The sequence below is a fragment of the Bradyrhizobium sp. 191 genome, from assembly GCF_023100985.1.
Lineage (GTDB): Bacteria > Pseudomonadota > Alphaproteobacteria > Rhizobiales > Xanthobacteraceae > Bradyrhizobium > Bradyrhizobium diversitatis.
In genome coordinates, this window is record NZ_CP064692.1 from 5,825,066 (window position 1) to 5,850,399 (window position 25,334).

Consider the following 25,334-nt stretch of genomic DNA (forward strand, 5'->3'; position numbering starts at 1 on the left):
GAGGCAGCATCGCCTCAACGAAGCGGTGGCGGCCTTGGATGCCTATACGGCGGAAGTTGACGCCATCAAAGAGCAGATCAGCTTTCATGAAGTGGAGGATCGGCTGAATGACATTTACTTCAACCAGATCGTTCCACTCCAGGGCGCTGTGATCAAAACTCCCGCCCGCACACCGGCCGACGTTCGGGCAAAGGCTCGCATGGCAGTTGAGAGGAAACGAGCGAAGCGGAATATGCCGAGATGACCGAGTACGATCGGCTGGTAACCGACATAGTCAACGGCGTTGCCGAAATCGGATAGTGCGTACTTCGCTGTGGGCCCGCCGGTTCAAGCTGGCGGGTCTGCGCGGCCTCGGGTTCGATGGCGTTGATCCTGCGGCGACCGGCCGGCCGGCGTATCATCCTTCGCCGATGCTCAAGCTTTACATTTACGGCTATCTCAACCGGGTGCAGTCGAGCCGGCGGCTGGAGCGCGAGGCTGGCCGCAATCTCGAGGTGATGTGGCTGACCGGACGGCTCGCGCCGGATCATAAAACCATCGCCGACTTCCGCAAGGATAACGGCGCTGCGATCAAGAAGGTTTGCGCGCAATTCGTCGAGTTGTGCCGCAAGATGGGCCTGCTGACGAAGGCCAGCGTTGCCATCGACGGCAGCAAGTTTAAGGCCGTGAACAGTCGGGACAACAACTTCACGCAAGGCAAGATCCAGCGCCGCCAGAAGCAGATCGAAGAGAGCGTGGCGCGCTACATGAGTCAACTGGACACGCCGACCGCCAGACTGCGGCAGGAGAAGAGCCGTCGGAAACGGTGCTTCTGACCAAGACGCGACTTAGGGAAAAGCTGGCGAAGCTCGAAGAAGAAGTGAAACGGCTGGCCGCGATTGAAAAGGCATTGCTCGCCTCGCCCGACAAGCAGATATCGCTGACCGATCCCGATTGCCGCTCGATCGCAACGAGCGGGCGCGGCTCCGGCATGGTCGCCTACAACGTACAAAGTGCGGTCGACACCACGAACCATCTGATTGTCGCGCACGAGGTCACCAACGTCGGCACCGATCGATCGCAGCTGGCGACGATGGCGCAGGCGGCGAAAGCCGCGCTGTGCAGCGATCATTTGGACGTCGTTGCGGATCGGGGCTACTTTAAGGGTGAGGAACTCCTGGCATGCGAACAGGCCGGGGTCGCCGTCACGCTACCCAAGCCGCAAACCTCGGGAGCCAAGTCGGCAGGCCGCTTTGGGAAACCTGATTTTGTCTATTTGGCCAAGGACGATGTCTATCGCTGCCCGGCCGGCGAGAAGCTGGCGCACCACTTCACCGCTGATGAAGATGGCCAGAAAATGCGGATTTACTTAACGAAGGCGTGCCGCACATGCCCGCTCAAGGATCAGTGCACAACGTCCAACGAGCGCCGCATCAGACGCTGGGAACACGAACATGTCGTCGAGGCCGCGCAGACGCGGCTCGATCAGAACCCGCAAGCCATGCGTGTGCGCCGCGAAACTGTCGAGCATCCGTTCGCCACACTGAAGATGCGGATGGGTGCAACACACTTTCTAATGAAGCGGTTGCCCAATGTCGCGACCGAAATGGCGCTGAACGTACTCGCCTACAACCTCACGCGCGTAATGAACATCGTCGGGATCAAGCCGCTCCTGCTGGCAATCCAGGCGTGAAGAGTTCGTGCTGTTATGCGCATCGTGTGACCGTTCAGGTCGCGCAGCGTGGCCCGAGCTTGCGCCCGGGTTGGCCCCGGACTCGATCAAGCAAAAAATGCTCAGACCGTTGTGTCGACGCGGATCGTCCCCGGTTGCGTGCTGTTTTTGGGGGAGGAAAAACGTTCTTACACAGTCTGGACCCATAGCAGTCATTTAGTCCCACCTATGCGCTCCGAAGGTCTCAGACTAGTCTGTTTGGCTTTCCAGCTGGCGTTATTGCTCAAGCGAACACGACGCCGACGGTAGCGGCGACAGGACCACGTTGCAGGCATAGGACTCGTGGTCTGAACGGATTACGAGGATGAAGGGCTGAAACACCTCCTGTCGATGATGATTTTGGGGTAGCGCGCCTCCAAACGACGATGTCGAGCCAGAGGTACTAGAGTTCATGCGGATCTCCCACGATCCTGCGTTTGGAACGTTCCACCGCAAAGCCTATTGTCTTTTGAGATGATCGTTGGGGTCGACAGCGAAGCCATAAATGAAATTGCGCCGGTTCCGCAAGGTGCTACGCTAACGTGACGCCGGCGGTCGAGCTTACGCAAGTTTAGGTGTTCCGGCCGTGAGGGTGTGATGAGTAACGCCGAACAAAACGCCATTGATTCGTTGCTGGTTTCCCTGCAGAAGCCCAATGTACATCAAGGGGCCTGGGAATCCGACGAACTCTTGCAGGTACTGCCGGCAGCGCTCTACATGACGGACGCCGCCGGCCGCATTACTTTCTACAATGAAGCGGCGGCGCAATTGTGGGGCTGCCGGCCGACGCTCGGGACCGCCGCGTTTTGCGGATCATGGAAGCTCTATTGGCCGGACGGCACTCCCTTGCCGCACGCCGAATGTCCGATGGCGCTGGCTCTGAAAGAGCGGCGTCCGATCCGGGGCATGGAAGCGGTCGCCGAACGGCCGGACGGCACGCGCGTGCCGTTCATTCCGTATCCAACTCCCCTATTCGATGCTTCAGGTGCTTTGGTTGGCGCAGTCAACATGCTGGTGGACATCACCGAGCGCCGGGAGACTGAACAACGGCTTCGAGAAAGCGAGGTGCGCTATCGAGCCATCGCTGCGATCGTCGAATCGTCCGACGACGCGATCGTTTCGAAAGACCTCAACAGCATCATCAAAAGCTGGAATCAAGGCGCGGAGCGGCTGTTCGGCTATAGTGCTGAAGAGGCGATTGGGAAGTCGGTCACGATGCTAATCCCTCCCGATCGTCAGGATGAGGAGCCGGCCATTCTTGCCCGGATCCGGCGCGGCGAGCGCGTCGAGCACTACGAAAGCGTTCGTCAACGCAAGGATGGCAGCACTATCGACATTTCGCTGACGATCTCCCCGATCAGAGATAAGGACGGCAAGATCGTCGGCGCTTCGAAAATAGCCCGTGACATTTCATTTCGAAAGCGAGCAGAGGAGCAGCAGCAGCTAATCTTCCGAGAGATGGACCATCGCATCAAGAACCTCTTTGCTGTCGCTGGCGGCGTGGTCACGATGAGTGCCCGATCGGCGAAAACAGCGGAAGAACTCGCTTCTGTGGTGCGCGACCGCTTGGCGTCCCTCGCGAAAGCAAACGACCTGACGTTGAAGCTGACAGCCGATGGCACTCATCGAACGCAACAGTCAACGCTGCTTCATACGTTGATTAGGACGATTCTCTCGCCTTATGACGGCGGCACCGACAAAGACGGGGCGCGTGTCGCGATCAGTGGACCCGACATTCCAATCGCGGGCGATGGGGTGACCGGTTTTGCGTTGCTATTGCACGAGTTTGCAACCAATGCCGCAAAGTACGGGGCACTTTCGACCCAAAGTGGCTCCATCAATATCGCGTGCTCCGAAAACATTGACCAATTTGCGGTAACCTGGACGGAACGCGGAGGACCACCGGTCGATCGTCAAGCAGAGGTAGAGGGCTTTGGTACGCTACTCGCCCGTGCGACGGTGCAGAGCCAATTCGGGGGCGTGATCGCGTGGGATTGGAACCCAGCGGGCCTGACAATAGACCTTTCTTTTCCAAAGGACCGCGTCGTGACGCATCCCTAGCGCTCAGTCATTCTGATGAAATCAAGTTGTACAAGAAATCACCGGACCGCCTAGCAAAATCAATCTCGCGCGGCCGTGGTGATCCTGACCTTTCCTTGGCACCAAAACTCAACATCAGTGGAAGGCACCCGTCGGTCAGCCTCGCGCGCAGCGGACATATGCCGGGCGCTGGAGCGCCGCCTCCAAGAACCTGCCAGATCGGGGCCGGAAGTTCAGGCATCTGACGGGTGGCTGCCCGAGGCCGTTTCTGTGCCGGTTGTCGAAGGCGGGCAAACGCAACCTGCCCTGCACGAGTTCTTATGGAGCGTCCGTTCGGGCGAAGGCAGAGCGTGCAGCAGAAGCCCGGAAGGCTGCCGATCGGCTCGCCTGCGAAGCCTGGACGCCAGGTCCATCTAGGAAGGTTGGAAAGCGAACAGACGGCGGCCGAGTTGGTATTCCAGTATCCGATCGTTCAATGGCCCGATGAGCGTTCAAATGGAAAACCGCGTGATCGTAGTACATGCCTCCGGAAGGCTGCTAGACCAGTTGCGCGGAGAGGCATCCCGCGTTTCACGAGCCAACAAGGTGGACTGGTGGATGGAGCGAGGTGATAAAGGGACACATTTTTGCTTCGAGGACGCTGAGACGAAAATGGCTTTCGCGTCGATCTGCGAAAACCTCGCTATTTCGTACATGGAGGCCTAGGCAGGCGATCAAGACGGGAGGCCGTCGATGGGTGATGCGGCAAAAGACCAAGACCTTGTGGCGCTGATTGGCGGCATTCTGAGCGGCAAGCGCGCGGAGGCGCAAGCTTCCGAACCGCATCCGCTCGCTGAGGCCGCCCCGACAGCGCCGATGAGCGCGCCCTCAACGGCGCCCGTGGCGCCGGAGATGCCGCCAGCGGAGGAGCCGATGGCCCCGGCAGCGCCCCCAACCAAGCCAACTGTTCCCACATCCGTGAACGGTCCCGACGAAAGACGAGCACGATTGCCCGCTGTCGCGATCGGCGACCTCGTCCTTAGTGAGCTTCGCAAGACGGATGGCTTTCCGAGATCCGGAGTATCGATCACCGTCTACGGATACCGGAATTGGAACGCCATGATCAGGTTCGCGCCGATCTCGACCAATTCCCAGAACGCTGCACGCCTCCGCCAGGCCTTGCCGGACATCGTGTTCAAGCTCCGTAAATACGTCGAGCTCGAGGGCTAGGCGGATTCGCAGTTTTCCTCTCGAATGCCTATCTCCGGAGCATGGACAAGGCATTCGAGTTCTGCATTCCAACCTCTGGGAAGATCGTCCCAGCCGGGCCCGACTGGCTGCACGAGATCAAAGTATGACGGCTATCGCCTGCGGCTCGAGCGCGAGGGCGAGCGCGTGCGGCTCATCACCAAGGGCGGCTACGACTGGACCAAGCGCTATCCCTGGATCGTCGTGGCCGCGCTGAAGAACCGCGAGCTATGACCACCGTAGTCCTGCGGGGCGTACCATCACCTTTGTGCCTTAGTGCTATTTCAGCGTCTCCGTAAATTGCCCCACGCCTGGTTTCATAGGATTTCCATTGTGCCTACACCTCTCACCTTGCTTGCCATTTGGGTGTTCCTAAACATCCTGGTCGTCGTCGCTATGATCCCCCCGCGCAAACCGCGTAGGTCAGAACCGACGTCCGGCGGCGGCGTGCAACCCGTGCCGATGAAGGACGGTGCTCGCTGGGGTGAAAAATAGAGGGACCTCCCGCACGCTTTGTTGCGGAGGCTGATTGGTCGATCGATGTTCTTGAGTTCTTGATCGAAGGGGCCCTGATCGAACGGAGATAGAATTGTCCAGGGCAATACCTTGTAATAGCCGATCGCGAGCGCGCCTCGGCCGCTATAGAGCGGGTTCAATGTCGCCTGCGTAGCCGCTGTGTTGGCGTCGGTCGACTGCTTCAGTTGCTTGAGGCTTTCGGATAGCTGAACGATCTGCTGATCCCGCGCCACCGTTTCCGGCTGCTTTTGAAGCCAGGCTATTTCTTCCTGAAGGTTCGCGGCCTTGACGCTGTTATCGTTGGTCTGCTTACAGCGACTGGACCTGACTATAAAGATCCGAACTATCCTGCGTTCCGCCGTTGATGACGAAACTCGCGCTATCAATCCACCCGCACGTTTATCTCTTGATCTACGATTTCGGCCAGGACGAGAAGGACGGCCGGATCAAGAACAAGCGGCAAGAGCTGAGCAAGGCAGGAGTAAGGACCATTGCCAAGGGAAAACCGGGTGACTTCCAATTAGCGGATGACATATTGCGGGCCAAATGAAGGATGGGATGGTGATGCGCCGCGCAGCAAGTTCTCTTCGTTATGCCGCGTGCTCGTGAGCTTTCCTATGAAGACTACCGCGTCTCTTCGCCGAGCCGCCGCTACTGCGGCTAACCGCCTTCTTCGACCGCTTGCTCGCCCGACCTTCGAACCCCGGGTCGAACAATTCCGCGCCTGCACAACTCCCAAGCCGCGTCGTAGAATATCGGCGACAGTTCTCGAAGTGGACCCTCCAAGTGGTGCTCATGCGGACACCGCTGTCGAGCCGCAAACTCCGCTCCATTTCGTGCGTATAGGTCATATCCGTAATTTCGCGCCCGGTCATTCCGCAGAAGATCGAGCAGTATGGCAATTGCCTCATCTAAATCCATGTGTCTCTCCGAACAACAAACGCTGCCCGCTCAGCGCGTCAACCGAGCGCCTTCATCACCCGCGTCATCGCCGGATGCGTCCTGTTCTCCAGCCTACATTGGCTGAGAGGAGATGGAGGTTCGAATGCTCCACGCGAATCGGCGTGTCACTCACGATGGCACAATGCAGGGTAGCAATACGAGGACTGGGAAGTTTCCCAACTATTCACAGGTCGCCTTATCTTGCCGTCCGGCTTCGCAGCCCGTCGTTATTCATGCGTCACGGCCCAGCGGAATGGCAGCAACTCACCTATGGCCGAAGGCGATCCCATCCGTATTATCCCTCACCGTCGCGTAGACGATTGCGAGAGCCTTGAGGTGCGGTCCGCGAAACGGTCCGCCGAAAAATGGATCGCCACAGTAAGCTGCTATGCTATTATTATTATTGATCTCGCTGGTGGGCCCGGCAGGACTCGAACCTGCAACCAGACCGTTATGAGCGGCCGGCTCTAACCATTGAGCTACAGGCCCCGCTGCTGGCGACCGCTGAACGACGCTCGGACCGGCGCGGGGGCTCGTTTACAGGTTGGCTGGCATTCTGGCAATCCCATTGAAAGAGCCTCCCTCCTCTCCTCCCTCCCGAGAAGTGCCGATTGAGTCATGCCTTAGCTCATTCTCGCTGAATAGAACAGGCCGACTGACCAGGTGAGCTTCTCGCGTCGGTCCAGCGGGCGCGCAGGCAGTCGCCGCCACACGATGGCAATGACGCTTACATCTCTGGAGCTCCGATTCCTGTCTGTAGGCCCGTGGTTGCTGCGCCGGCCTCTCGCGGCGAGAGAGGGATTGCACGTATCAGCTCGGTTTAGCTTTGCAGGTCGAAACTCGCGAGCCCCTGCCGGTCCAGAATCATGATCTCGCGTTGAGTATTCCCGATGAAATCGAGCACGCCATCACTATGCAATTGCGACACTGCGCACGTGAAACGGTTTCGATGGTCAAGCCAAGATAATCCGCGATGTCTCGTCGAGACATTGGCAGTGACACAACGTCAGCGGCTGTGAGCCGCACATCCATCTCATGCAAGAACGCGGCAACGCGCTCCAGAGCAGTCTTACGTCCAAGCAGCAGCATGTGGTCTTCTGCGTGCTGCAAGTTATTCGTAGTCATACTGAGCAAGGTACGCCAGACAACCGCGTCAGTCTGGACGAACCGCATCAAGAGTTTGCCGCTTGATCAGGCGCACGGTGCTTTGCGTGATCGCTTCCGCGGTGAATCGGTGTACTCCACCGTTCTCGAATCCAAAGATGTCACCCGGCAAATGAAATGCGCCAATCTGGCGCCGCCCATCAGACAGCAGTTTGTAGGTGCGCACCCCGCCTTTCATGACCTGATAGACATACTCGCTCGATATGCCGAGCTCAGTGAGCGAATTGCGGCGGGATCTATGGTCCTACGCGCACAAGAGAAGCGCGGGGGACGGCCCCGGCTCCGGAAGCCTTGAAGTGAAATGGCTATACACGCAGAGCTGTATTCATTTTTAATTGATCCATGAATATTCAAGCTAGCTCAAATTGGGTCTACGGATAGCGCGCCCACTACCGGCCGAGATCCGTAGCTCTTGTCGTAATGCTTAGAAAGGAGGTCGCTAACAAGATACTCGATCGTCGTGAGAGAAGCGGCGGACGTTCTATGCTCTTGATTGATCATCTCAGCGAATGGCTGTTTGGAAGAGAAGCATACACACGAATATCAATCCATACCGGCTGCACCCAGCCCGATCGCCGCGATTGCGGTGGGGCGGGGATCGACAGCGGTTGTCGCGCTGGCCGCACGTCAGGGGCATCGCCATCGCGTTCTCTTCAATTTAAGTAAAGCATGCCACAGCTTCAAACAGACATCTGGCTGTAGCGTATTTGTTAGCTTCGTCCTCCATTATCGCTGATCTCTACTTTTTGTTACTCCCACATTGCGACCCGAGCTTGAGCATTGGTGTTGGCTTCACCGAACCCAATAGGCGAGGGTGGCCAGGTCCCCGGAGTTCTGATCGATCGCTGTGGAGTTACCCCAAACCTATACTGGCTCGCCTGCTTGAGACTCTGGGATCCGCAAATGAACGCCGCTACAACTGCGCTTCTACGGTCGGTCCTCGATGAGGTCTGCGTAAGCCTTTCCCGGTACGAGACAGGCGCTCGCGTTGATGTCGCCTCGAAAATTCTGGAAGCTGCCAGCAGAGGCGAGACGAGGCCCGAGCGGCTCAAACAGATCGGTCGGGAAGCGCTTTCCAAAGCTGCTATCACGGCGCGATAGGTCCTCGGCAGCACGCGGGCTTCCCAGGACGACTTACTACACGAGTGTTCCGCCGCGCGGATGTGCCCAGTCGCGCTTAAAAGATGCGTTCCGCCATGGAGGCTGCTCCAAAGCTCGGCCGATTTTCCGGAAATGGCCTGACCGCGGCCAGGTGCCGTGCCATTCCGACCTCTTGTTGCTCCGCCTTGTTTTGCATCCAGCGTCCCGCTCAAGTTTGGTCGCGCTCGCGGGCACCAATCACACTGAAGCCTGTTTCCGAGGTCCTGACGGACTGGACCGGCTATCTTCCATTGACTAAGATCAAACGGCGCAATTCGGATGCTCTATCTTCAGCGAGCTTAACGGAGGCAAGAGATCTCATGCGCTACCTTCTCCTTATCGGAGTGTTAGCACTTCCCATCCTCGTCGGCTTTGGATCGCGTTCGACCGCTGCTTCGCGGGTTCATTCGTACACCCCATCGGTTCGCCAAGACGTTTATTGCCTGCAGGGACGTAGTTGGGGATATCCGGGCAATTGCCAGTTCTCAACCTATAGCCAGTGCATGGCTACTGCATCCGGTACACACGCCCATTGCGGTATCAATCCGATCTACGCTTTCGAGAGACAAGGAAGACAACAGCGCTGATGTGAATCAGAATTGCTAGATGAGCCAAGCGGCGGCTTCGGACTCAAGATCTGGCCTTCGAGGCTCTTGTTGCCCTTCGTCCGACCTCACCTGGCTCTGCGCTGAATTCCGCTTTTCTGGAGGGAGGCTGGGTCCCGCGGCATATCCCAAAGCCCTGCGCTTGTCCGCCCACAAACAAATGAGGACCACGAGATCTGTTCGAACGGTGGTGGCTGAGCGGAGATTCATCAAGACAGCCGCCAAGAGGCCGGAAATATCAGGCGATCCGGCTTAACACCGGTGGACCAGCTGTGGCTGTCGATTTGGGCCGGCGGCTGCAAGCAGACTGGCAAGGGGCCGCCATGTGTGATGCTGAGGCAGGGCGGCCTCACTGCTTTGATTGCCCACCAGAGTGTGGGTGCACTCGGCCGTTAGGCGCCAGTTCTGAGCAGACATGCGGCGCCTGAGCGCCCGCAACCGCCGCTAAACGTTGTGGTTGTGATGCTGCATCGTCCCCTATTTCGGGGGAGGTCAGCCATTGGTTAGATCACCTATTTCGTCATCGCCGCGATGTTCTTTTGGGGACTCTCTTTGGAAGTTGCCGTTCTAATGATCGCGCTGGCTGGTCTCAGACTATCGGCATGCTGATCGGCATGATCTTTCGAAAAGTCTGGTCCTATTGCGACTTCCCGGGACCCGGCTGGCAAGTGCTCCATCCCGAGGATTGCGCGGAGGTGATGGGGCAAGGGCTTTTTCAGTCTTGCGTCGGCCCGAAGTCGCTCGCCAGGAACTGATCTTGTGTCCACTGCCTCAGCGCATCATCGTTGAGCGCCGAGTTGACTAGGGCATTCCAGTTCTTACGTGCCTCGTTCCATTTCGTTTTCCGGTCCGGAAAGTTCCGCAGTAACTGGAATGCGCTCGTTGCAATCTTGCTTGCCTCTTTACCTTCAGCAGCCTCGCGGATCACGTCTTTGAACATTTGCTCCGGAAAAATCCACCCGGCGCCCGTGAAGCGGCCGGCAAATATGTATTCGAATGAGGCGCGAAACATGACGGCAGCTAAGGCATCCTCATGTTCCGTGCCTGCACTACGCACGTCAAACCATTGCAGCAGTCTTCGAACAGCGGCAGCGGGGGCAAACTGGCGATCACCGAGGGGCAGAGATACGAACATGTATGCGATGTCCGATTGAAGTTCGTCGTCCAGGGACACGTACCAATCTTTGATCGCTTGAATAGGTGTCATAAAAAAATCTCAAGAAAAACGTACTGAGACAGGGGATGCGCGATTTAGGACGCTTGTTCACGTACTGCCATGGCTCTCAATGCAGCCTGATTGTCTGTAGAGATCCGCGGTTCACGAACCGCTGCGTCTCTGCTGTGCGGCATCGACGATGGTGCTCGCAGCTCGGCGCATCAAATCTCAGGAGCTCCATCCTCAAACGATTCCGGGCGAGCAGAGTTCAACAAGCGGGAATAAATGTTCGCCTGCCAATCTCAGGTCAATGAGCTGAAATCCCACCCCACTCGCTCCCGTGCCAACCTTCTTTGCAGGGAGGTCCGGTGCTGAAGCTGCCAAGGGCTACAAATCAACTTCACACGATCACGGTGATGGAATCGGTCAAACATCTGCTCTTAAACGCAGAATTCGAGCGTTACTCCGGGTTCTCGGGCTCATCTAATAGCCAACTGTACGCGCAGAAAGTCGCGACTTGCGGGGCGCGGCTTGAGCTGTCCAACGAGGACGTAGAATAGCTTGGTCCGCTGCACGCGTGGAGTTCAGCGTCACGAGCCGCTTTGAGCGCGACTTCATGCCGATCTGGATCATCCGTCGTCGTGGCGCAGGTTACGTTAATCGGCTCATTGTTGACGTCATGTAGCTGATAGCGCAAATCATCCTGTACGCAGATTTTCTGCGGATACCTTGCCTGAGCTGCCAGACTTGATCTCGAACCTGATCAAGGCCCCCTCTGCAAGATCGGTATAGCCGGGCCTTCTCGACCGCCCTATGTGCACGAAAACGTCGGCTCCGCCATCATCCAGCTTGATAAAACCGTAGCCCTTGGTCGCGTTAAACCACTTTACGATACCAGTCGTCACTAAAGTATCTCCAATTCCAAATGACGGCGATCTACCTAATGGGCAGAGTGGGATCAAGTCCGTACTCGTTATCTTGTCGCCGCGCAACACGAAGCGGCAATAGCAAGCAGCTTCGCGGAACGGTGAGAGTGAGCGCGCCCTCGGCTACTTCCGGCGGCGAAGCCAGCGAATCGCGCTGCGCGAGAATTCTGGCTATCGAGAGCTGAAAATTCACATCGTCAACCAAACTCAGGCAACGCGACCGCCGCACATGTTAGCGGCATCTGCCGGAGCCCGCGCTCGGCTTCAAAACAAGGGTCTGAAAAGTAACGCTAGTGCACGGATCGTCCCGCGATTCGGACGCAAATTTAGAATGTCCTTTCGGATTTCGGGAGATGCCCTTTGATGTTTTTCCCGGGCCGTTCGGCACGACTGTCAAGCATCGAAGCTGATCCTGGACAGCCCAGTGCTCCACGAAGGCGAGCCTACATTTCCCGAAGAGACGCAGCCAAAAACTCGCGAGAGTGAGTTTCCAATCTAAGGTTGCGACAGAGCAAGAAGATTGAAAACTACCATACGCGCGTGAATGTATCGGCGCCCTTCAACTTGCCGGGCTTGCCGTTCTTGTCAACGTAGAACAGCGTCCATGAGGTTGGCATTTGAGACCCGTTGAGTTTTCCAACCCACCGGGTGAAGGAATTGCACTGGGCAAAGGTAACAACAAAATACAAGCCAGTTGGGCGAACGGCTCCCGATGCAGGATAAGGAATGCCCTGGCACGCAAACCCTTGAGCATGGTTTGTGAAAGTCCCTTGTATTGCCCCGCTATTGGCGGACCAAACAAAAAGTTCAGAACCTCGTTCATTCTTCCAGTATGAGGGAGCAGGAAGCCCCTGCGCAATGGCCTCGGCGGAAAGAAAGAAGGAATGGGCGAGCAGCAAGAGTCCCAGAAGTCTCTTCATATTGAAGCCCCAAAAAAGGTCACTTAAAGGTCGCAACGTGGATCACCTAGCGTGATACAACTTGAGGTCATATTCGCTGCTCTTAGCTCGCTTTCGGCAAAGGAATGCGGCGCATATACCCGAAATCACGCTGGATCGCGGCGTAGTCGGACCCTGTCGAGCCCTCGGCGCTTTTCATCCTCGAATCGGTTCGCCTGGGCGGCCGAGCGCCGAGCCGATGCTCGGTTATTTTGATGTGAGGCAGCAATGCCATGACTATGGTCGTCGGAGGAGATGCGGAGAGTAGGGGTCATTGTCCACGAGCTGTATCGGATCGGGCAATCCGCGCCAGGACGTCCATCCCGTGTTGCTAGCATCATCGTCTTCAATGGGTCCGAAAAACGCTGCAGATCAAGAAGCAGGCCCCGCCCGCATGACTTTCGTGGGCCAATGATCTCAGATAGCGCCTGGTGATACGATACGTGGTATTCGACCAATCCTTGGGAAAGAAGACCTTGGGTCCGGGCGCTCCTGATAGATCCGTGTTCGCCGAACAGAGACTCGGAAATCACGGCTTCCTGGAACGAACCAAATAGCAGCCCTCCGGATATCGATTCAAGTCGGCGACGTATCGATCGTGTATCGCCGCGATCCTTGTAATCCCCAATTCAGGCAGGAAGCCGTAGACCCGGAGGTGCCAGTCGGTTGTTTCTTAGCCATCTTCGAAGAAGCAGCGTGAAAGCCTGCTCAATGGACGGCTGAATGAAGGCGCCGCTGTGGAGTCCGCGGCTTGCGAGGCACGTCGCGTCAACAAACAACAGCCGCCCTCGCTCGAGCGACAGGGCTTCCGCACAGCTTCCAATGAACCCCTTGCCGGCGGCTATGTGATCAGAAAGCACTACTGCCCTTCGACCGAAGCGCTGCTGATCGAACTGCGATACACAAGCATATGGATTACGGTTGTCTTGATGATCCGGTCCGGCCATGCTGCTGAATCCGGCCACAGCGCCGACTCTGGTCGTCTGCGCAGGATCACCTTTGTGGCCCGCGCTTGGGAATTGCGTTGTCCCGCGCTCATCGACGAGAAATCGTAGGCGTATGTCGGGTGCGGTTGAGCTAGGTCGAGCACTCGTCGAGGGCGAGCAAATTGTCGGTCCAGACTCCATCCGCGTGGGTCTGGATGAATTTGCGTCCCGACGGGCTTTTTCGCGCGGCAACCCAGGCGGTCGAATTACCGTCTTGCGTGTAGAACCTGTGCTGCTTGTTCTCGATAAACCGGACGACGTTTTCCACGTTGTCCCGCCATCTTCCTCCTTCGGGCTTGGGCCCACCGACATCCGTGATGTGCTCGTGCCGACTCATACGTTTCGGCTTGTGAACACAATCAATGCGGTAAGTGGCCATCGTTCTACTTTCCATTTAATTGTTGAGCGAGCGAGAATCCTGCTCTTCCGACGGACAAAGATCTATGTCGCTACGGTCCGGAGTAAGCACAATGCGTTTACCTTGCGCTGGGCTCTTGCCGATGCGTTAAGCACTGTCGGCCAATCGCCATCTAGCCGAAGGTCTGCAATACCGAGATCGCATGATGGTCTTCGGTCTTCTTCATCGAAGGCGTTTCTACCGAGGTCGGGCCGATAATCTCGCAAGCAGATCTCTCCAAAGGCCACCGCTCAGCCCCGGGCGAGAACACATAGGTAAAAGATCATTCAATGTCGCTCCCGCCCTAGGGGCACGCTGCATTCCATCGCGAATCTTTGCGGCGCGGCCTGTCCGGATCTAAATCCGCTAACACGGGCATGACGCAGATTTCCGGCATATTCGTCCCATTTGCCGCCGCCAATTGTTATCGAACAGGATGGGCGGCCTTGATCCGAAGCTCTTGTCATTCCGAAGTCAGCCACGGCCTACGCAAATGTCGCGGCGCCCGCCGGTCTCGTCGATAACTATGATGAGATGATACCAGACGTCGAATTCATACTCATAGCTCCTCGGGGATGGCGATGCCGAGCTCGAGATATTGACTGACCGATTGCTGGTTTGATCGCCTGCTTTACTCGGGGAGAAACGGAATGAATCATGGAAGTTGGCTTGCAGGGCCTAAGCAACCATGGGTAATGATCTGGTGGTTTGCTTAGCACCGGAAAACGTAATGGCTCAATCCCGCATTCTAGCTGTTTGCGCCGTGGCGCTAACAGCTGTGCTTCTCCCTTCTCCCGCGAGAATGCAGCAGGCTCAACCGGCGCAAGATGACGGGCAGAACACTGCGGTGCCGCAGTCGACATCTGGCGAACCGCGACCCGATGCTTCGATCCAAAAGCAAGCGCAGTCGACGGGCGCCGGCGCCCCTGCGAGCGTTCAGATCATGCCAAGCGATCCTCAGAAGCAGTGCGTGAAGCCCGGAGAGTTCGCGATAGAACTTCGATCTGGTCGCAATCCGGTAGGCGCCCCAATCGTGCTGACCACCAACTTCTTTCCCACAAATCAGCGCGTTGACGTCGGCGTGCGCGCGCCATTCGTGGATGGCGTACGTTATTTCGCGGGTATCGACTACGGAAACGAAACTTATCTTATTCAAGCGGCAGGACGTGGTCACGCATCGCGCGTCGGAATCGGACACGTTGGTCAAGAAGCATCTGCTCGAGCCCGACCAAACCATCGTCACCTTGAATATGGGAGACGATCTGGCTTGGTTTTGGAGTAGGGTCGATCTTTATCTTTACACCTGCAACAACCCGGTCGGTCAGTCTCCTTGGCGCGTCTCGTCCGTAAGCGTCCGCCTCAGTCCGTATTGGTTCAGCATTGGGGCCGTCCTTTTCGAGGTGCTGGTTCTCTATCTCTGGATAGCCTTCGCGCTGCGCAAGAAGGATCACACGTTGGGGTCCTTCCTGCGCGCTTTGAATCCCGCACAGGTCTCGGCGGGGTCGGACGGCAAAGGAAGCCTGTCGACATTTCAGACGTTGGCCTTCTCCCTTGCGGTTGCTGCTCTGATCTCGCTGCTATTGCTTCAGACAGGTACGTTGGTCGACCTCTCGGGATCGATCCTGACGCTGCTGGGCATCAGCGGCATCGGCTCCACTATAGCCAAGGGCACTGATAGCCAACGTAACACACTGTCGGCGGAAAACAGGGCGTGGCTACTGCGGCGCAATTGGCTTCCGATGGCCAAGACGATTGTCGACCCGTCAAAGGCGACCTGGCGTGACTTCTTCTCCACGGATGGCGTCTTTGATGTATATCGGTACCAGAGCTTCATTTTCGGGCTGGTCTTGATCGGAGGCTTGATCGCGGCAGGCGTAAATCAGCTTTCGACGTTCGTTGTTCCCGACACGATCCTGGGCATTGTTGGACTTAGCCAACTCGTCTACATCGGCGGCAAGCTGGTGACGCCGACCAACATTTCCGATCTCAATACCGCTATTTCCGGCCTCCGTTCCGATGAGCAGAAGCTAAAGGCTGCCGCGGCGGCCGCCAAGCAGGGGCAGGTGATGAGCCCGGCAGAGGCGATCCCGCTCGTTGGCCAAAGCACCTACGATGCATACCGTCAGAAGGCCAGGGACGTCGCTGCCATCTTCACCGATGCGACCGGCATCATCGTTGCGGATGCATCCCTCGAACCTCTCGTCACGTGATAAAGGGAAACGAAATGGCTAAGAACATCCTGGTGTTCGCGGATGGCACGGGCAACGAAGGCGGTCTCCTGCCGGACGAGAGCCGCACGAACGTCTACAAACTCTATCGGGCAACACGCACCGGACCTGAATCGATCATCGACCCGAACAAGCAGTTAGCCCTCTACATTCCCGGTATTGGCACGCCGATGCCCGGGCATAACAACAGCTGGGACGGGGTGAAAGAGACGGTTCAGCAGATGTTCGGATTCGGCATTACGAAGAAGATAATCGATAGTTACGTCGCAATCGTGGGCGTCTGGGAGCCGAAAGACCGCATCTACCTATTCGGTTTTAGCCGCGGCGCCTACACGGCCAGGTGTCTCGCACACGTGCTCGAGTTGTGCGGTATTCCGACGAAGGAGCGGAACGGCCAGCCGATCAGTCTCGATCCGACTTCGTTGAGGAGGGTCGCCACGGATGCGGTGTCCTCCATCTATTGGCTTGGAATGCCCAGGGACGGCGCGAAGGCGGAAAAGAGAGCAGCCCAGTTTCGCGACGTCTACAGTTCAGAGGTCGGGCGCGTGAGCGGGGCTTCCGCCTATTTCATCGGTATTTGGGACGCCGTGGCCGCAATCGGCTGGCAACGCTTCTTTCCCGACTGGGCTTACGATCGGCATTTCCCATCAGACATCCAATACGCGCGGCATCTGCAATCAATCGATGAAGGCCGAAGGGACTTCAAGCGGGTACCCTGGGGAGGAAGCGGTACCGTAAAGTGGCCGGACAGGCAGCGTGAGCCGGAGCAATTCGACCAGATCTGGTTCGCCGGCAATCACGCCGATATCGGCGGAAGCTATCCCGAGAACGAATCTCGTCTCTCGGATATCACGCTGGCCTGGATGGTGGAATTCATCACCGAAAGGATTCCGAATGCTGGCCGCGCCTTGGTCGACAAGGAACTACTAAGACTATATCCGTCGGCTGGCGGGATGATGCATGATGAATGCATGGTGGGTATGGGCGGCACGGCCTTCAAGTGGGCAAAAGCGGTTCGGGAGGTGCCCGATACGGCACAACTTCACCCCACCGTCTATGAACGGCTGGCGATGAAGTCGGTGCGTAACTTCACGAGCTTCGCCCCCTACAGGCCTGTCGCCTTGCAGAACCATCTCAAAGCGCAGGCGTATTACGAAACCGCAACCAGCGGAGGCGACCACACGGCCGCATCCGGCCCCGGGCCTAAGCCAAGTTCTCCGGCGAGCGGCGCTATTTCGACTTGATTGGACTGAAGCCGCGGACCTCGATATGGTGATCGGTCACTCAGAAGAGCCCCGGAAAGGCGTTGCCGAGTTTCTGAAGGAGGTCGTTGAGCTCGAAGAGGCCTCAGATCCGGCTTGGGGAGATCGTTGCGATCGGATCAGGCTCAGCAAGAGCTGAGTCTTGCCGGTCCCCTTCCTTCCAATCAGAACTGCGAGACGATCACGATTAATTCGTCCGATCGGAAGTCGATCGTGGACTGCGGTGGGCCGGTGTTTTTGGACCCGCCGCAGTCCGCGATCGCAACGGAGCCGGCAGCCGTTGCCCGAAATTCCTGGCACTTTGGCAATGTCCAACGTGTTCGCCATCGTCGGCGACCCAAATCGATTAGCTTGTGCCTAGTTCTCGACGGTATCCATCCACACCTGCAAGCGATAAACCATCTCAGAAGTGGTCAGATCGGGATACGGTTGCGGAGAGAACCGGATTTCCTCTCGTTCATCCGTCAGGAACATACGCGCGGGGATATCGAAGCCCGCCAGAGCTACATTGCCGCTCAAATCAAGAAGATTGAACAGAGCTGCGAGATTGTGCCCGTTGTTGCTCCGGACACGCCATCCGAGCTCGCGTCCACGCTCGCGGACGCGTTCGGTGCAGACGTTCTCGATCCGGCCCATATCGCGGCGGAGGGCTACGTTCTCCTATCAGAGGACATCTATTTTCGTTAGATGGCTGGCGCGGCCCTTGAGACCAAGATCACGAGTGTATGATTGCAGGCAGCTATCGCTTTCGCTTATGAGCAACGACTCGTTGAGGCTGAGCGGCTTGCCGACGTCGCGGTGAAGCTCGCTTGGCGCCGTCACAGCCATGTCGCCGTCGATGCCGAAATCCTGTCCACAGTGCTGCGGCTCGACACATCGAACGATCTGGCCAATTATCGCGCCGTCACCGCGTACATTGGCAGTCAAAATGCCGATCTCAAGTCACATCTTTCAGTCACTCTCACGTTCTTGGATCGGATCTGGTTGAGCAATCGGCCACCCGAGTTGCGCGAGTTGAAGGCGACAGGCATTCTGCTCGAACAATTGACGCGCTTTCGTCAGAGCGATTGGGCATTGGTGCTCGCGCTGGTGAAGGATCAAGCGCCTCCAAATTTGCGGAGATACATCGACCAATGGGTGGGAGGCCACTTTCTGGGACGGCACAAGTTGCCTGAGGCAGAGCGCCAAGCTTCAGGCGTTTCGCATGGCCAACGGTGCCGAACGGGCTCCGCCACGCAAGCGCAGACGGCGTTTCTGATCGATCCCCATAAGGGGGAAGAGCGATCCGAAACCTGGTAAACTTTTGTGCCAGTGTGGAACGCCGGTTCTCGCTTGTGCTGTCGCCACCCGGAATAGGCCAGGCTGGAAGTGATAGAGGCGGTCATCGAGCGACACGCCCAGATCGTGTGGATCGCGCCGACGCCGGGCTCGATCGATGAGCTGCGCCGGGCAATGGGGAACCCACGGCCGTCGACACCGCGGCCGGACCCAAGCTGATCGAGCAGAAAGACGGCGCATCACAGGGGTCAAACGCTGCTAATCGCCATGGTTGCGATGGTAAAAGTCCCTTGCCGATTGACTGGGGGGCAACATGGTTAAGGCATTTCGCAATACGGTCATGGCTCTTACTTTTATAGGAGTTGCCGGCTGTAACATGTTTTTGAATTTCATGAATGACTATTTCGTCTGCGGCCTTGCGCTGGCGGCTTCAGTGACCGCCGGCTTTTGCGTTGAGCGCATCTTCATCGAGCGGTCCCGTCGGGAGATGATCCGCCTCCACGGCGCGGACTGGCATTCGGCGGAGAACCGACAGGTCGACTCATGAACGTCACCCGTCGCCCGCTCGTCATTTTCATCATCCGATTGTTCGCATTCGACCCGACGGGCCTGGCCCGATGATCAAACCGGTCCATCCATTCCGGTTCGCTCGCATCGAGCGCCTGCGAGAGCTGCTTGAACGAGACTACGGAATGGCAGTTGATCCGAATGCGGGCGTGAGCACCACGAAGCTGGTGAGACCCGATCCGCAACTGCTCGATGCAGGTTTGGTACTCGGTCGTGATCCAGGAGGGTGCGAGTTGGGTCCTTCGTTGCGAGCCTGCAAGCGCTACGGCACGCAACCGGTCGATACGCCCGAGTAGCATCACGATCTGGAAGGGCGACGACCATAAGCTGACCCGTTGGGGGCGATTGGGCGCGCCCGTGCATCCATCGCCCAGCATCGCGCCAAGAGCGGACTTTTGGATTCCATACGCAACAGAATGTTGCGGTTGAATCGAGGTGGATTTGTATGCCGGCTGGCAAGATCGGGACATAGCCAGGGGCTTGCGCGAGTTATCGCAGAACTTCGGCTGGAGTGCTGCGCAGCTTGCCAGTGAGCTGAAGCTGGAGCGGACGCTGGTTTGGTGAGCGAAGAATGATAGGCCTATCACAGAGGCGGATGCAGCGCGTCTCATGATTGGATTGGGACGATTCTCTGTTATTCGGCCTGCAATATTGACCCCCCGTATTGCAAGATTGACACCCAAGGAGCGAGTTTGGGCGTTCGGGCTAGTCAGGGGCAAGTGACTGAATCTGTGCTCGTTGCGCGTCCGTAGAGCTTCACTGGACTACTCACAACCTCATTTGCTCATGCGGGGTCATCCTGGCGAATGAGCCGCTTCTCGTAAAAGATCACTGCATATCCGTGCAACATCCCTTCCCCGCGGCGAACATAGCCAGCGCTCTCATAAAGTCTTTGGGCCCCTACTTGGATCGTTGTTGTGTCGAGCATTATCCACTTGAAACCGAGAGCAAAAGCTCGAGACTCCAATTCACTAAGAACCCTCCTTCCAAACCCCCGTCGCTGAAAGACGGGGTCGACCCGCATACGTTTTAGTTCTGCGACATCATCATCAAAAGGTTTCAGCCCACCCATGGCAGCGAATCGGGGACCAATATGCGCAACTACGAAGTCTCCGCCCGAGGCGATGTATACTTCCCCGATATTGCGTAAATCATCCTCCCAAGCCCCTTCCGGGCCACACACACCAACATCCTGCGATGCGCTTCTGTGCAGATGCCATACATCATCGCTATCTCCGGACTCGAACCGACGAACGATCAGTTCGTCTTGAGACATCGACTTACCTCTCGACCGGTGGCGGACGCCTGCGCCTCTGGCATCGTTGTCTGCTTTTAGCCACGCAGAGACCACCGTCGGCTTACCGGCGCGCCTCTGTCAACAGCCGCTGAGAAAGGACAGCCTCAACACTTTCCGATACCTCAACTCCGACAACTGGACGACCCGGCTCAACCGTATATTTTAAGGCCGTACTACGGTGCATCCGGGTAAACCGATCCAGTGCACAAACACAGGACGTGCGCAGCGTTCCGATTTCGCCGCCGTGATGCTCCACGACTGGCGAAATGGTCGCAACCCTGGGAAAGTCCGCTTTCCCCTTTAGCCAACCTGGCTTGAGCGGTGCACTCCCTTTGCCTGACGACAGCCAGCGGAATACCTCGCGAATGCATCTCTGCGGATAATATTCGGACAGCCGATACAGATCCCTATAAAATTGCGGTTTCTGGTGGAAGAGTTCTTCACCGACCAGTAGCACCGAGACCGCCACGATACGGGCCGAGAAGCGGCCGCTTGGACCAAGCGTATTCTTGTAAGGATTCTTTCCGTAAAACACACGAAATTGGCCAAATAAGTCCGGCGACATATGTTCAGAAAAGCGCGTCAGAACATTGTTTGCTGACTCAAGGCGCTCCAGGCATAGCGCAAGACATTGCCCCGCATCCACGTCGGCCACATCACGCAACTTAAGCAGAGCGTCCATTGCTGACTGCAATTCGCTCTCGATGATCTGATGGCCCAGGCAAAAATCTCGCTCCTCGACCCCGGCCGCGCCGAGGCAGTATACGCGTGGATCGTTCTGCAACGGATTCGTAAGGATCATATCTTCATAGGAGAGGACCTCAATGCCAGGCTGCCGTTGACAACTTGAGCGCGCAAGGCGGCTCAGTACCTCTCCCACCGTCAGCTCGGCGTCCACGGGATGAAGGCCGGCAAACGCAGACATCTGATAAGCACAATTTACGAGATATTGGATGTCTGTCTTAGCGATCTCGAAGTCCGACTGCGGCAGACTTAGCAACTGCGCTTCATAGTCCGTCTCCGCAATCATCGCGTTGATGCTACGCCCAAGAGCCTTAACCGCTTCATCTGGTCGTTCACTGCATTTGATCTCCGCAATGCAGTGCGGCAGTTGATCGGCGACAAAATTGCTGACCAGCCCAAGCGGGCGTTCTCGCTGCCGGCGATCAATGCTATCGGTCAGATGCGAAAATATGTCCTCCGCCTGGCAGGGCGACCCTTGCGGGGTGGAAACGGAAAAAGGAGCGACCATAAATGAGCGCGCCCGCGACTTCATCGAAACGCAACTTGCATTTCGGCACTTGACCCGTATCGTGCGGCCGGTGAGTAATCGTGTTTTTCGAGCAGATCAGTTCGTTTGTCTATTATCTTACTGTCGTTGTACGCGACCCGCTCGAGTATATTGTTCGAGAAAAATAGCAGCGATACGGCGCCCGAATTGATAGTGCCGGCGGCAGTTAACGAAAGCAGGCCGTTTGAAATGCAGATGAGTCCTGCCTCATTCAAGAGTTCAAGCTCGCGGCCAAAGCATTTCTCGATGGACACCCCAAACTCCCGCTCGAAGCGGGAGAGCAACACCCCACTGCTTCGCAGGGCAAACATTACCGTTCTGCGCATGAGATCATCTTGCGACAGGACAACCCCCTTCCACACAGGCTTCTCGCCCGCCTCAACCCTATACAGGTAGCGATCTAAATCTGCCTCGTTATAGAACTGGCACTGGCTCATGTAACCAAATCCGGCAACCCCAAACGGGACCAGATTATTGTCGTTCCAGGAATCGTATTTGCGGCTCTGTTGAACCGAGTGTGGCTGCGACTGCTTACTCCAATAGAAAATCGGCCCATGGCGATAGCCGAGTTTCGTGAGAATGTGCTCGGCCATAAAATGCATGATAATGCGCTCCTTAGCCCCGGCAAATTGATATCGTCCTCGAGCCAAATGGCGGGCTACGGGGTCTGTAGATTTAAACATCAATGGGAATACATTGAACTTCTCTATTCCCATATCCAGTAAGCCGATAAGTGAGTCGTACCAGCTCCGGAGCGTTTGCTGCGGCAACCCATACATGAGGTCAAGCGACAGATTCTCAACGCCCATCTCATTCAGTAACTTTACGAGTTGTACTACCTCGTCCACGTGGTGCCCGCGGTTCAATATGCGTAAAATGCTCGGATCTAGACTCTGAACGCCCAATACGAAGCGGTTTACGCCGGCTCTAAGCAGTGTGGAGATGCGATCTGCAGCGTCCACTTGCTTTGCAAGAGAGGGATGCAATTCGAAACTCACCTCCGACTTAGACAAATCAAAGCGCCGGCTAATCATACCAAATAGCGTTTCGAGTTGACGGTTGGTCAAGAACGAGGGAGTGCCGCCTCCAAAAAAAGCAGTCTCAACAGCTCTGCCGGCCAGCGCCGCGTCCGACCAACTCATCTCTTTATCTAAAGCCGCCAGATAGCGCTCCACTCGCCCGGAAGATGGATTGATTTCCTTGGCGAAGTGGCAAAAGGTACAATACTGATCACAGAAGGGGATGTGAAAATAGAGATCAATTGACGACGTAACCTGAAGCAACAACTTTTCGGCATTCAGGTCTCCCATTGCCTTGAGAGGCGGATATGTGCCGACAAGATAATCGTTGTGCGTGTCAAGGTGCAAATTCCGTGACCTCAACATGTCAAGGTTAATGTCGTACGAGCGGTCGATCGCGAATTCCAAGGCCTCGGAATAGGTCGGCGCGCGCATTTTTTAAACTCCTCTAGCTTTCGTGTGAAGGCAAGGCGCGATGGCAGCTTCGTTCCTCGTGTCACATCGCGCTCTTCAGCTCGGGCTCGATACCGAAGTCGTGCATTTCAATCAAAGGCGCGGATTTGTCGGCTCCCACTCGAGGCAACCACCGTAGACCAGAACGAGTGTCGCCATCCGCTCGGGGACACGCAGGATGATTATGGTTCGGCGAGGAAGACAGATGCCGTGGCCGAGGCCGAATGTCCTTCGGGCGTTGCGAAACGGCACCGAGGAAGACTTCAGGCGCCGAGGAGTGCGAATACTGCTCGAGAAAATGGTGCTCCACCTCCGAGTGTGACCAGCGCCGAGTCGGGCGCCGAGCTCGATCTGCTCCAGCGTGCCATTAAACAACTTCTGTCCGTTCCCCTCTTCGAAAGGAGGCGGCCATTGCTCGAGACCGAGCTTGATTTGGTTTCCTCCCGGTCCGACGCCGACATTCGCATGCCGCTGCATGCATTCGCCACAGAGCCGCCCAAACGTGTCACGCTGGTTTGGATTTGCTCGGGAGTAAGCGCGCTGAATGCTAGTCGCGTCTGGTGGTCTTGAGAGTTATCCAACGCGAAGAACGACAGCGGCACCCGCGAGGGACGCGGCAAAGCTTTAGGCAGGACCGCACTCAATAGCGCAGCGTCCATGGCGATTTGGATCAATCGAGCAAGTTTCATTTGAACTCCTGGGCCGGCGAATGCGAGGCCGTCAAGGTCGTGCGGATCCTTTACGGTGTCCTAGCAATCCACGTGCCACCAAAGAGATTTGCGAGCCGCCTCGCTTGAAGAGGGCAACACGATGTGCTTCGCGTCCACCGACGGAGTACTCGCGCCTCAGTGTCTGGTCCCGGACATTAACGTCTTCAGCCGGACACGGCTGAACACGACAACGCGGAATGTTGAATGACGATGGCGGCCTCTCATGCCGAACTCGAACATCCGCTCCAACGGCGACCTTACGACCGAATCGCTCGTCTGATGGAGGCAGCGTCCCGGCACGCGATGGATATGCAAATGAACTCGTCGCTTTCTTGCGGTGGGGTGGCCACGGAGCGACTTCGATCTCTTGGCGGCGCTCGGCGCGGACTTGCCAGGCGCGGTGCGCGTCGTTCCGAGCGACGAGGCTCGCCGCAGCGCGTCGGCGCGGCCGACTCTCCGGTCAAGGTGCCGTGGATCATTCTGCCCGGTTTCATCGATCTCCATGACCATCTCACCTGGAATATCCAGCCGCGATGGCTCACCGGCCGGAGTTTAACAACTGCTATGAATGGTAGGATTCCGCGGAATAGGATTGCTTGCTGAACAATCCGCACTGCCGGGCAATCCCAACTTTGGCCTGCGAAGCGCAGATGTACGCGGAGATCAAGGCGCTTGCCGGTGGGGCGACCTCGGTCCTCGGCGCTTGCTGAGCAGCGATAAGAGCTCTGCAAACCATCCGCGCGTGCGGGACTTGCCCGAAATCTGGATAGGGGTTCCGGCTTCTCGCAACAGCAACCGGTCTCCGACCGGTCGTGCGCCGGGAGCCTCCACCTGCACGCACCAAGCCCATTGGCACTTGCTGTGGAACGCGCCTCTGTGCAAGACAATTCGTCCCAGAAGGGCAGTAAGGGAACCGCACTGTGACAGCTTCTCTCGATGGCGAAATTCGCGACGGCGGCCATCATATGCAGGTCCGCGTCTATTTCGAAGATACCGACTCCGGTCAGATTGTTTATCACGCAAATTTTTTGCGCTTCATGGAACGCGGTAGAACGAACTACTTGCGCCTGCTCGGAACCACTCAGCAAGCACTACTCAAAGAAGTCAAGAACGATGCGCCCGGCTTTGCCTTCGTTGTCCGCTCCATGACGATCGATTTTCTAAAACCGGCGGTCTTGGATGACCTGCTTGACGTCGTCACAGTCCCGCAAGAGGTGAGGGGAGCGTCGATTGCCTTGCTGCAGGAATGCAGGCGTGGAGACGATCTCCTAGTCACGGCGCGTGTACGCGTAGCGTTTATTTCAGCCGGAAAGGCGCAGCGCATCCCGAAGTCGCTGCGGCTCGCTATGGAAGGGCTTAGATAAATCTGCCGCCCCATTCAAGCTTTTGCCTTCCAGCGCCCAATGAAATCAAGTCATTAAGCTTCTGTTGCGACATAGGCAAACCAGTGTTCAGTATGGCGCTTTATCCTTGTCGAGGGGGATGTCCCGGGTTCTGTTGAA

At 57.1% G+C, this 25,334-nt stretch carries 22 protein-coding genes, 1 tRNA gene and 2 pseudogenes; 16 read left to right on the forward strand and 9 right to left on the reverse strand.

What is annotated here, in order from left to right:
• Positions 1-34 precede the first annotated feature (34 nt).
• The 6 genes and pseudogenes from IVB23_RS27155 to IVB23_RS27180 all read left to right on the forward strand — a co-directional run bounded on the left by IVB23_RS27155 (position 35) and on the right by IVB23_RS27180 (position 6,023).
• Positions 35-244, forward strand: a complete 210-nt coding sequence (locus IVB23_RS27155) for a hypothetical protein (protein ID WP_247800640.1) — start codon at positions 35-37, stop codon at positions 242-244.
• A gap of 106 nt (positions 245-350) precedes the next feature.
• Positions 351-1,672: pseudogene (locus IVB23_RS27160) on the forward strand (IS1182 family transposase); the annotation flags it as partial.
• A 615-nt stretch (positions 1,673-2,287) separates the two neighbouring features.
• The gene (locus tag IVB23_RS27165; protein WP_247800641.1) at positions 2,288-3,751 is read left to right on the forward strand and encodes a PAS domain S-box protein; all 1,464 of its coding nucleotides are present in this window, start codon (positions 2,288-2,290) and stop codon (positions 3,749-3,751) included.
• Positions 3,752-4,462: 711 nt separating this feature from the next.
• Complete coding sequence (locus IVB23_RS27170) at positions 4,463-4,939, forward strand: hypothetical protein (RefSeq protein WP_247800642.1); 477 nt, start codon at positions 4,463-4,465, stop codon at positions 4,937-4,939.
• A 24-nt stretch (positions 4,940-4,963) separates the two neighbouring features.
• Positions 4,964-5,191 (forward strand): hypothetical protein, encoded by a 228-nt coding sequence (locus IVB23_RS27175; protein ID WP_346659115.1) that lies wholly within the window; start codon positions 4,964-4,966, stop codon positions 5,189-5,191.
• A gap of 646 nt (positions 5,192-5,837) precedes the next feature.
• Positions 5,838-6,023 carry a hypothetical protein gene (locus tag IVB23_RS27180; protein ID WP_247800643.1) on the forward strand — a complete coding sequence of 62 codons (186 nt, stop codon included), beginning with the start codon at positions 5,838-5,840 and terminating at the stop codon, positions 6,021-6,023.
• Between the two features lie 805 nt (positions 6,024-6,828).
• Here the strand turns inward: IVB23_RS27180 and IVB23_RS27185 are convergent.
• Both IVB23_RS27185 and IVB23_RS27190 read right to left on the reverse strand, forming a co-directional pair.
• A tRNA-Ile gene (locus IVB23_RS27185) sits at positions 6,829-6,904 on the reverse strand.
• Positions 6,905-7,235: 331 nt separating this feature from the next.
• Positions 7,236-7,778: pseudogene (locus tag IVB23_RS27190) on the reverse strand (helix-turn-helix domain-containing protein); the annotation flags it as partial.
• A 704-nt stretch (positions 7,779-8,482) separates the two neighbouring features.
• On the opposite strand from IVB23_RS27190, the gene IVB23_RS27195 reads away from it, so the two are divergent.
• Positions 8,483-8,680, forward strand: a complete 198-nt coding sequence (locus IVB23_RS27195) for a hypothetical protein (RefSeq protein WP_247800644.1) — start codon at positions 8,483-8,485, stop codon at positions 8,678-8,680.
• Positions 8,681-9,039: 359 nt separating this feature from the next.
• Positions 9,040-9,306 carry a DUF3551 domain-containing protein gene (locus tag IVB23_RS27200; RefSeq protein ID WP_247800645.1) on the forward strand — a complete coding sequence of 89 codons (267 nt, stop codon included), beginning with the start codon at positions 9,040-9,042 and terminating at the stop codon, positions 9,304-9,306.
• Between the two features lie 733 nt (positions 9,307-10,039).
• On the opposite strand, the gene IVB23_RS27205 is transcribed toward IVB23_RS27200, so the two are convergent.
• The 3 genes from IVB23_RS27205 to IVB23_RS27215 form a co-directional block, all read right to left on the reverse strand.
• A complete protein-coding gene (locus IVB23_RS27205) occupies positions 10,040-10,531 on the reverse strand; it encodes a hypothetical protein (RefSeq protein ID WP_247800646.1) in 492 nt (163 codons plus the stop codon).
• A gap of 647 nt (positions 10,532-11,178) precedes the next feature.
• Complete coding sequence (locus IVB23_RS27210; protein ID WP_247800647.1) at positions 11,179-11,385, reverse strand: cold-shock protein; 207 nt, start codon at positions 11,383-11,385, stop codon at positions 11,179-11,181.
• A 548-nt stretch (positions 11,386-11,933) separates the two neighbouring features.
• Positions 11,934-12,326 (reverse strand): avidin/streptavidin family protein, encoded by a 393-nt coding sequence (locus IVB23_RS27215; RefSeq protein ID WP_247800648.1) that lies wholly within the window; start codon positions 12,324-12,326, stop codon positions 11,934-11,936.
• Between the two features lie 755 nt (positions 12,327-13,081).
• Here IVB23_RS27215 and IVB23_RS27220 point away from each other — a divergent pair.
• Positions 13,082-13,399 (forward strand): N-formylglutamate amidohydrolase, encoded by a 318-nt coding sequence (locus IVB23_RS27220; protein WP_247800649.1) that lies wholly within the window; start codon positions 13,082-13,084, stop codon positions 13,397-13,399.
• Between the two features lie 22 nt (positions 13,400-13,421).
• Here IVB23_RS27220 and IVB23_RS27225 read toward each other — a convergent pair whose 3' ends face one another.
• Entirely contained in the window at positions 13,422-13,724 is a 303-nt protein-coding gene (locus tag IVB23_RS27225) for a DUF3892 domain-containing protein (RefSeq protein ID WP_346659116.1), read from the reverse strand.
• A gap of 1,202 nt (positions 13,725-14,926) precedes the next feature.
• On the opposite strand from IVB23_RS27225, the gene IVB23_RS27230 reads away from it, so the two are divergent.
• From IVB23_RS27230 to IVB23_RS27255, 6 genes are all read left to right on the forward strand, one after another.
• Positions 14,927-15,937 (forward strand): hypothetical protein, encoded by a 1,011-nt coding sequence (locus tag IVB23_RS27230; RefSeq protein ID WP_247800650.1) that lies wholly within the window; start codon positions 14,927-14,929, stop codon positions 15,935-15,937.
• 14 nt (positions 15,938-15,951) lie between these two features.
• Entirely contained in the window at positions 15,952-17,199 is a 1,248-nt protein-coding gene (locus IVB23_RS27235) for a DUF2235 domain-containing protein (RefSeq protein ID WP_247800651.1), read from the forward strand.
• A gap of 126 nt (positions 17,200-17,325) precedes the next feature.
• A complete protein-coding gene (locus tag IVB23_RS27240) occupies positions 17,326-17,904 on the forward strand; it encodes a hypothetical protein (protein ID WP_247800652.1) in 579 nt (192 codons plus the stop codon).
• Positions 17,905-17,946: 42 nt separating this feature from the next.
• On the forward strand, positions 17,947-18,516 hold the full coding sequence (locus tag IVB23_RS27245; protein WP_247800653.1) for a hypothetical protein: 570 nt from the start codon (positions 17,947-17,949) through the stop codon (positions 18,514-18,516).
• 292 nt (positions 18,517-18,808) lie between these two features.
• The gene (locus IVB23_RS27250; protein ID WP_247800654.1) at positions 18,809-19,042 is read left to right on the forward strand and encodes a hypothetical protein; all 234 of its coding nucleotides are present in this window, start codon (positions 18,809-18,811) and stop codon (positions 19,040-19,042) included.
• A gap of 70 nt (positions 19,043-19,112) precedes the next feature.
• Positions 19,113-19,358 (forward strand): hypothetical protein, encoded by a 246-nt coding sequence (locus IVB23_RS27255; RefSeq protein WP_247800655.1) that lies wholly within the window; start codon positions 19,113-19,115, stop codon positions 19,356-19,358.
• Positions 19,359-19,846: 488 nt separating this feature from the next.
• On the opposite strand, the gene IVB23_RS27260 is transcribed toward IVB23_RS27255, so the two are convergent.
• The 3 genes from IVB23_RS27260 to IVB23_RS27270 form a co-directional block, all read right to left on the reverse strand.
• On the reverse strand, positions 19,847-20,338 hold the full coding sequence (locus IVB23_RS27260) for a GNAT family N-acetyltransferase (RefSeq protein WP_247800656.1): 492 nt from the start codon (positions 20,336-20,338) through the stop codon (positions 19,847-19,849).
• An 82-nt stretch (positions 20,339-20,420) separates the two neighbouring features.
• Complete coding sequence (locus IVB23_RS27265) at positions 20,421-21,635, reverse strand: hypothetical protein (protein ID WP_247800657.1); 1,215 nt, start codon at positions 21,633-21,635, stop codon at positions 20,421-20,423.
• A complete protein-coding gene (locus IVB23_RS27270) occupies positions 21,632-23,104 on the reverse strand; it encodes a coproporphyrinogen-III oxidase family protein (protein WP_247326094.1) in 1,473 nt (490 codons plus the stop codon). The genes IVB23_RS27265 and IVB23_RS27270 overlap by 4 nt, the downstream gene beginning before the upstream one ends.
• 1,648 nt (positions 23,105-24,752) lie before the next feature.
• On the opposite strand from IVB23_RS27270, the gene ybgC reads away from it, so the two are divergent.
• Complete coding sequence (gene ybgC / locus IVB23_RS27275; RefSeq protein WP_247800658.1) at positions 24,753-25,196, forward strand: tol-pal system-associated acyl-CoA thioesterase; 444 nt, start codon at positions 24,753-24,755, stop codon at positions 25,194-25,196.
• Positions 25,197-25,334 lie beyond the last annotated feature (138 nt).

Bases quoted from the DNA above. Each gene is read 5' to 3' on its own strand.
- IVB23_RS27165 (WP_247800641.1), top strand. From the start codon at position 2,288: ATGAGTAACGCCGAACAAAACGCCATTGATTCGTTGCTGGTTTCCCTG.
- IVB23_RS27175 (WP_346659115.1), top strand. From the start codon at position 4,964: ATGCCTATCTCCGGAGCATGGACAAGGCATTCGAGTTCTGCATTCCAA.
- IVB23_RS27265 (WP_247800657.1), bottom strand. From the start codon at position 21,635: ATGAAGTCGCGGGCGCGCTCATTTATGGTCGCTCCTTTTTCCGTTTCC.
- IVB23_RS27195 (WP_247800644.1), top strand. From the start codon at position 8,483: ATGAACGCCGCTACAACTGCGCTTCTACGGTCGGTCCTCGATGAGGTC.
- IVB23_RS27215 (WP_247800648.1), bottom strand. From the start codon at position 12,326: ATGAAGAGACTTCTGGGACTCTTGCTGCTCGCCCATTCCTTCTTTCTT.
- IVB23_RS27270 (WP_247326094.1), bottom strand. From the start codon at position 23,104: ATGCGCGCGCCGACCTATTCCGAGGCCTTGGAATTCGCGATCGACCGC.
- IVB23_RS27250 (WP_247800654.1), top strand. From the start codon at position 18,809: ATGGTTAAGGCATTTCGCAATACGGTCATGGCTCTTACTTTTATAGGA.
- IVB23_RS27255 (WP_247800655.1), top strand. From the start codon at position 19,113: ATGATCAAACCGGTCCATCCATTCCGGTTCGCTCGCATCGAGCGCCTG.
- IVB23_RS27235 (WP_247800651.1), top strand. From the start codon at position 15,952: ATGGCTAAGAACATCCTGGTGTTCGCGGATGGCACGGGCAACGAAGGC.
- IVB23_RS27260 (WP_247800656.1), bottom strand. From the start codon at position 20,338: ATGTCTCAAGACGAACTGATCGTTCGTCGGTTCGAGTCCGGAGATAGC.
- IVB23_RS27170 (WP_247800642.1), top strand. From the start codon at position 4,463: ATGGGTGATGCGGCAAAAGACCAAGACCTTGTGGCGCTGATTGGCGGC.
- IVB23_RS27200 (WP_247800645.1), top strand. From the start codon at position 9,040: ATGCGCTACCTTCTCCTTATCGGAGTGTTAGCACTTCCCATCCTCGTC.
- IVB23_RS27225 (WP_346659116.1), bottom strand. From the start codon at position 13,724: ATGGAAAGTAGAACGATGGCCACTTACCGCATTGATTGTGTTCACAAG.
- IVB23_RS27180 (WP_247800643.1), top strand. From the start codon at position 5,838: ATGACGAAACTCGCGCTATCAATCCACCCGCACGTTTATCTCTTGATC.
- IVB23_RS27205 (WP_247800646.1), bottom strand. From the start codon at position 10,531: ATGACACCTATTCAAGCGATCAAAGATTGGTACGTGTCCCTGGACGAC.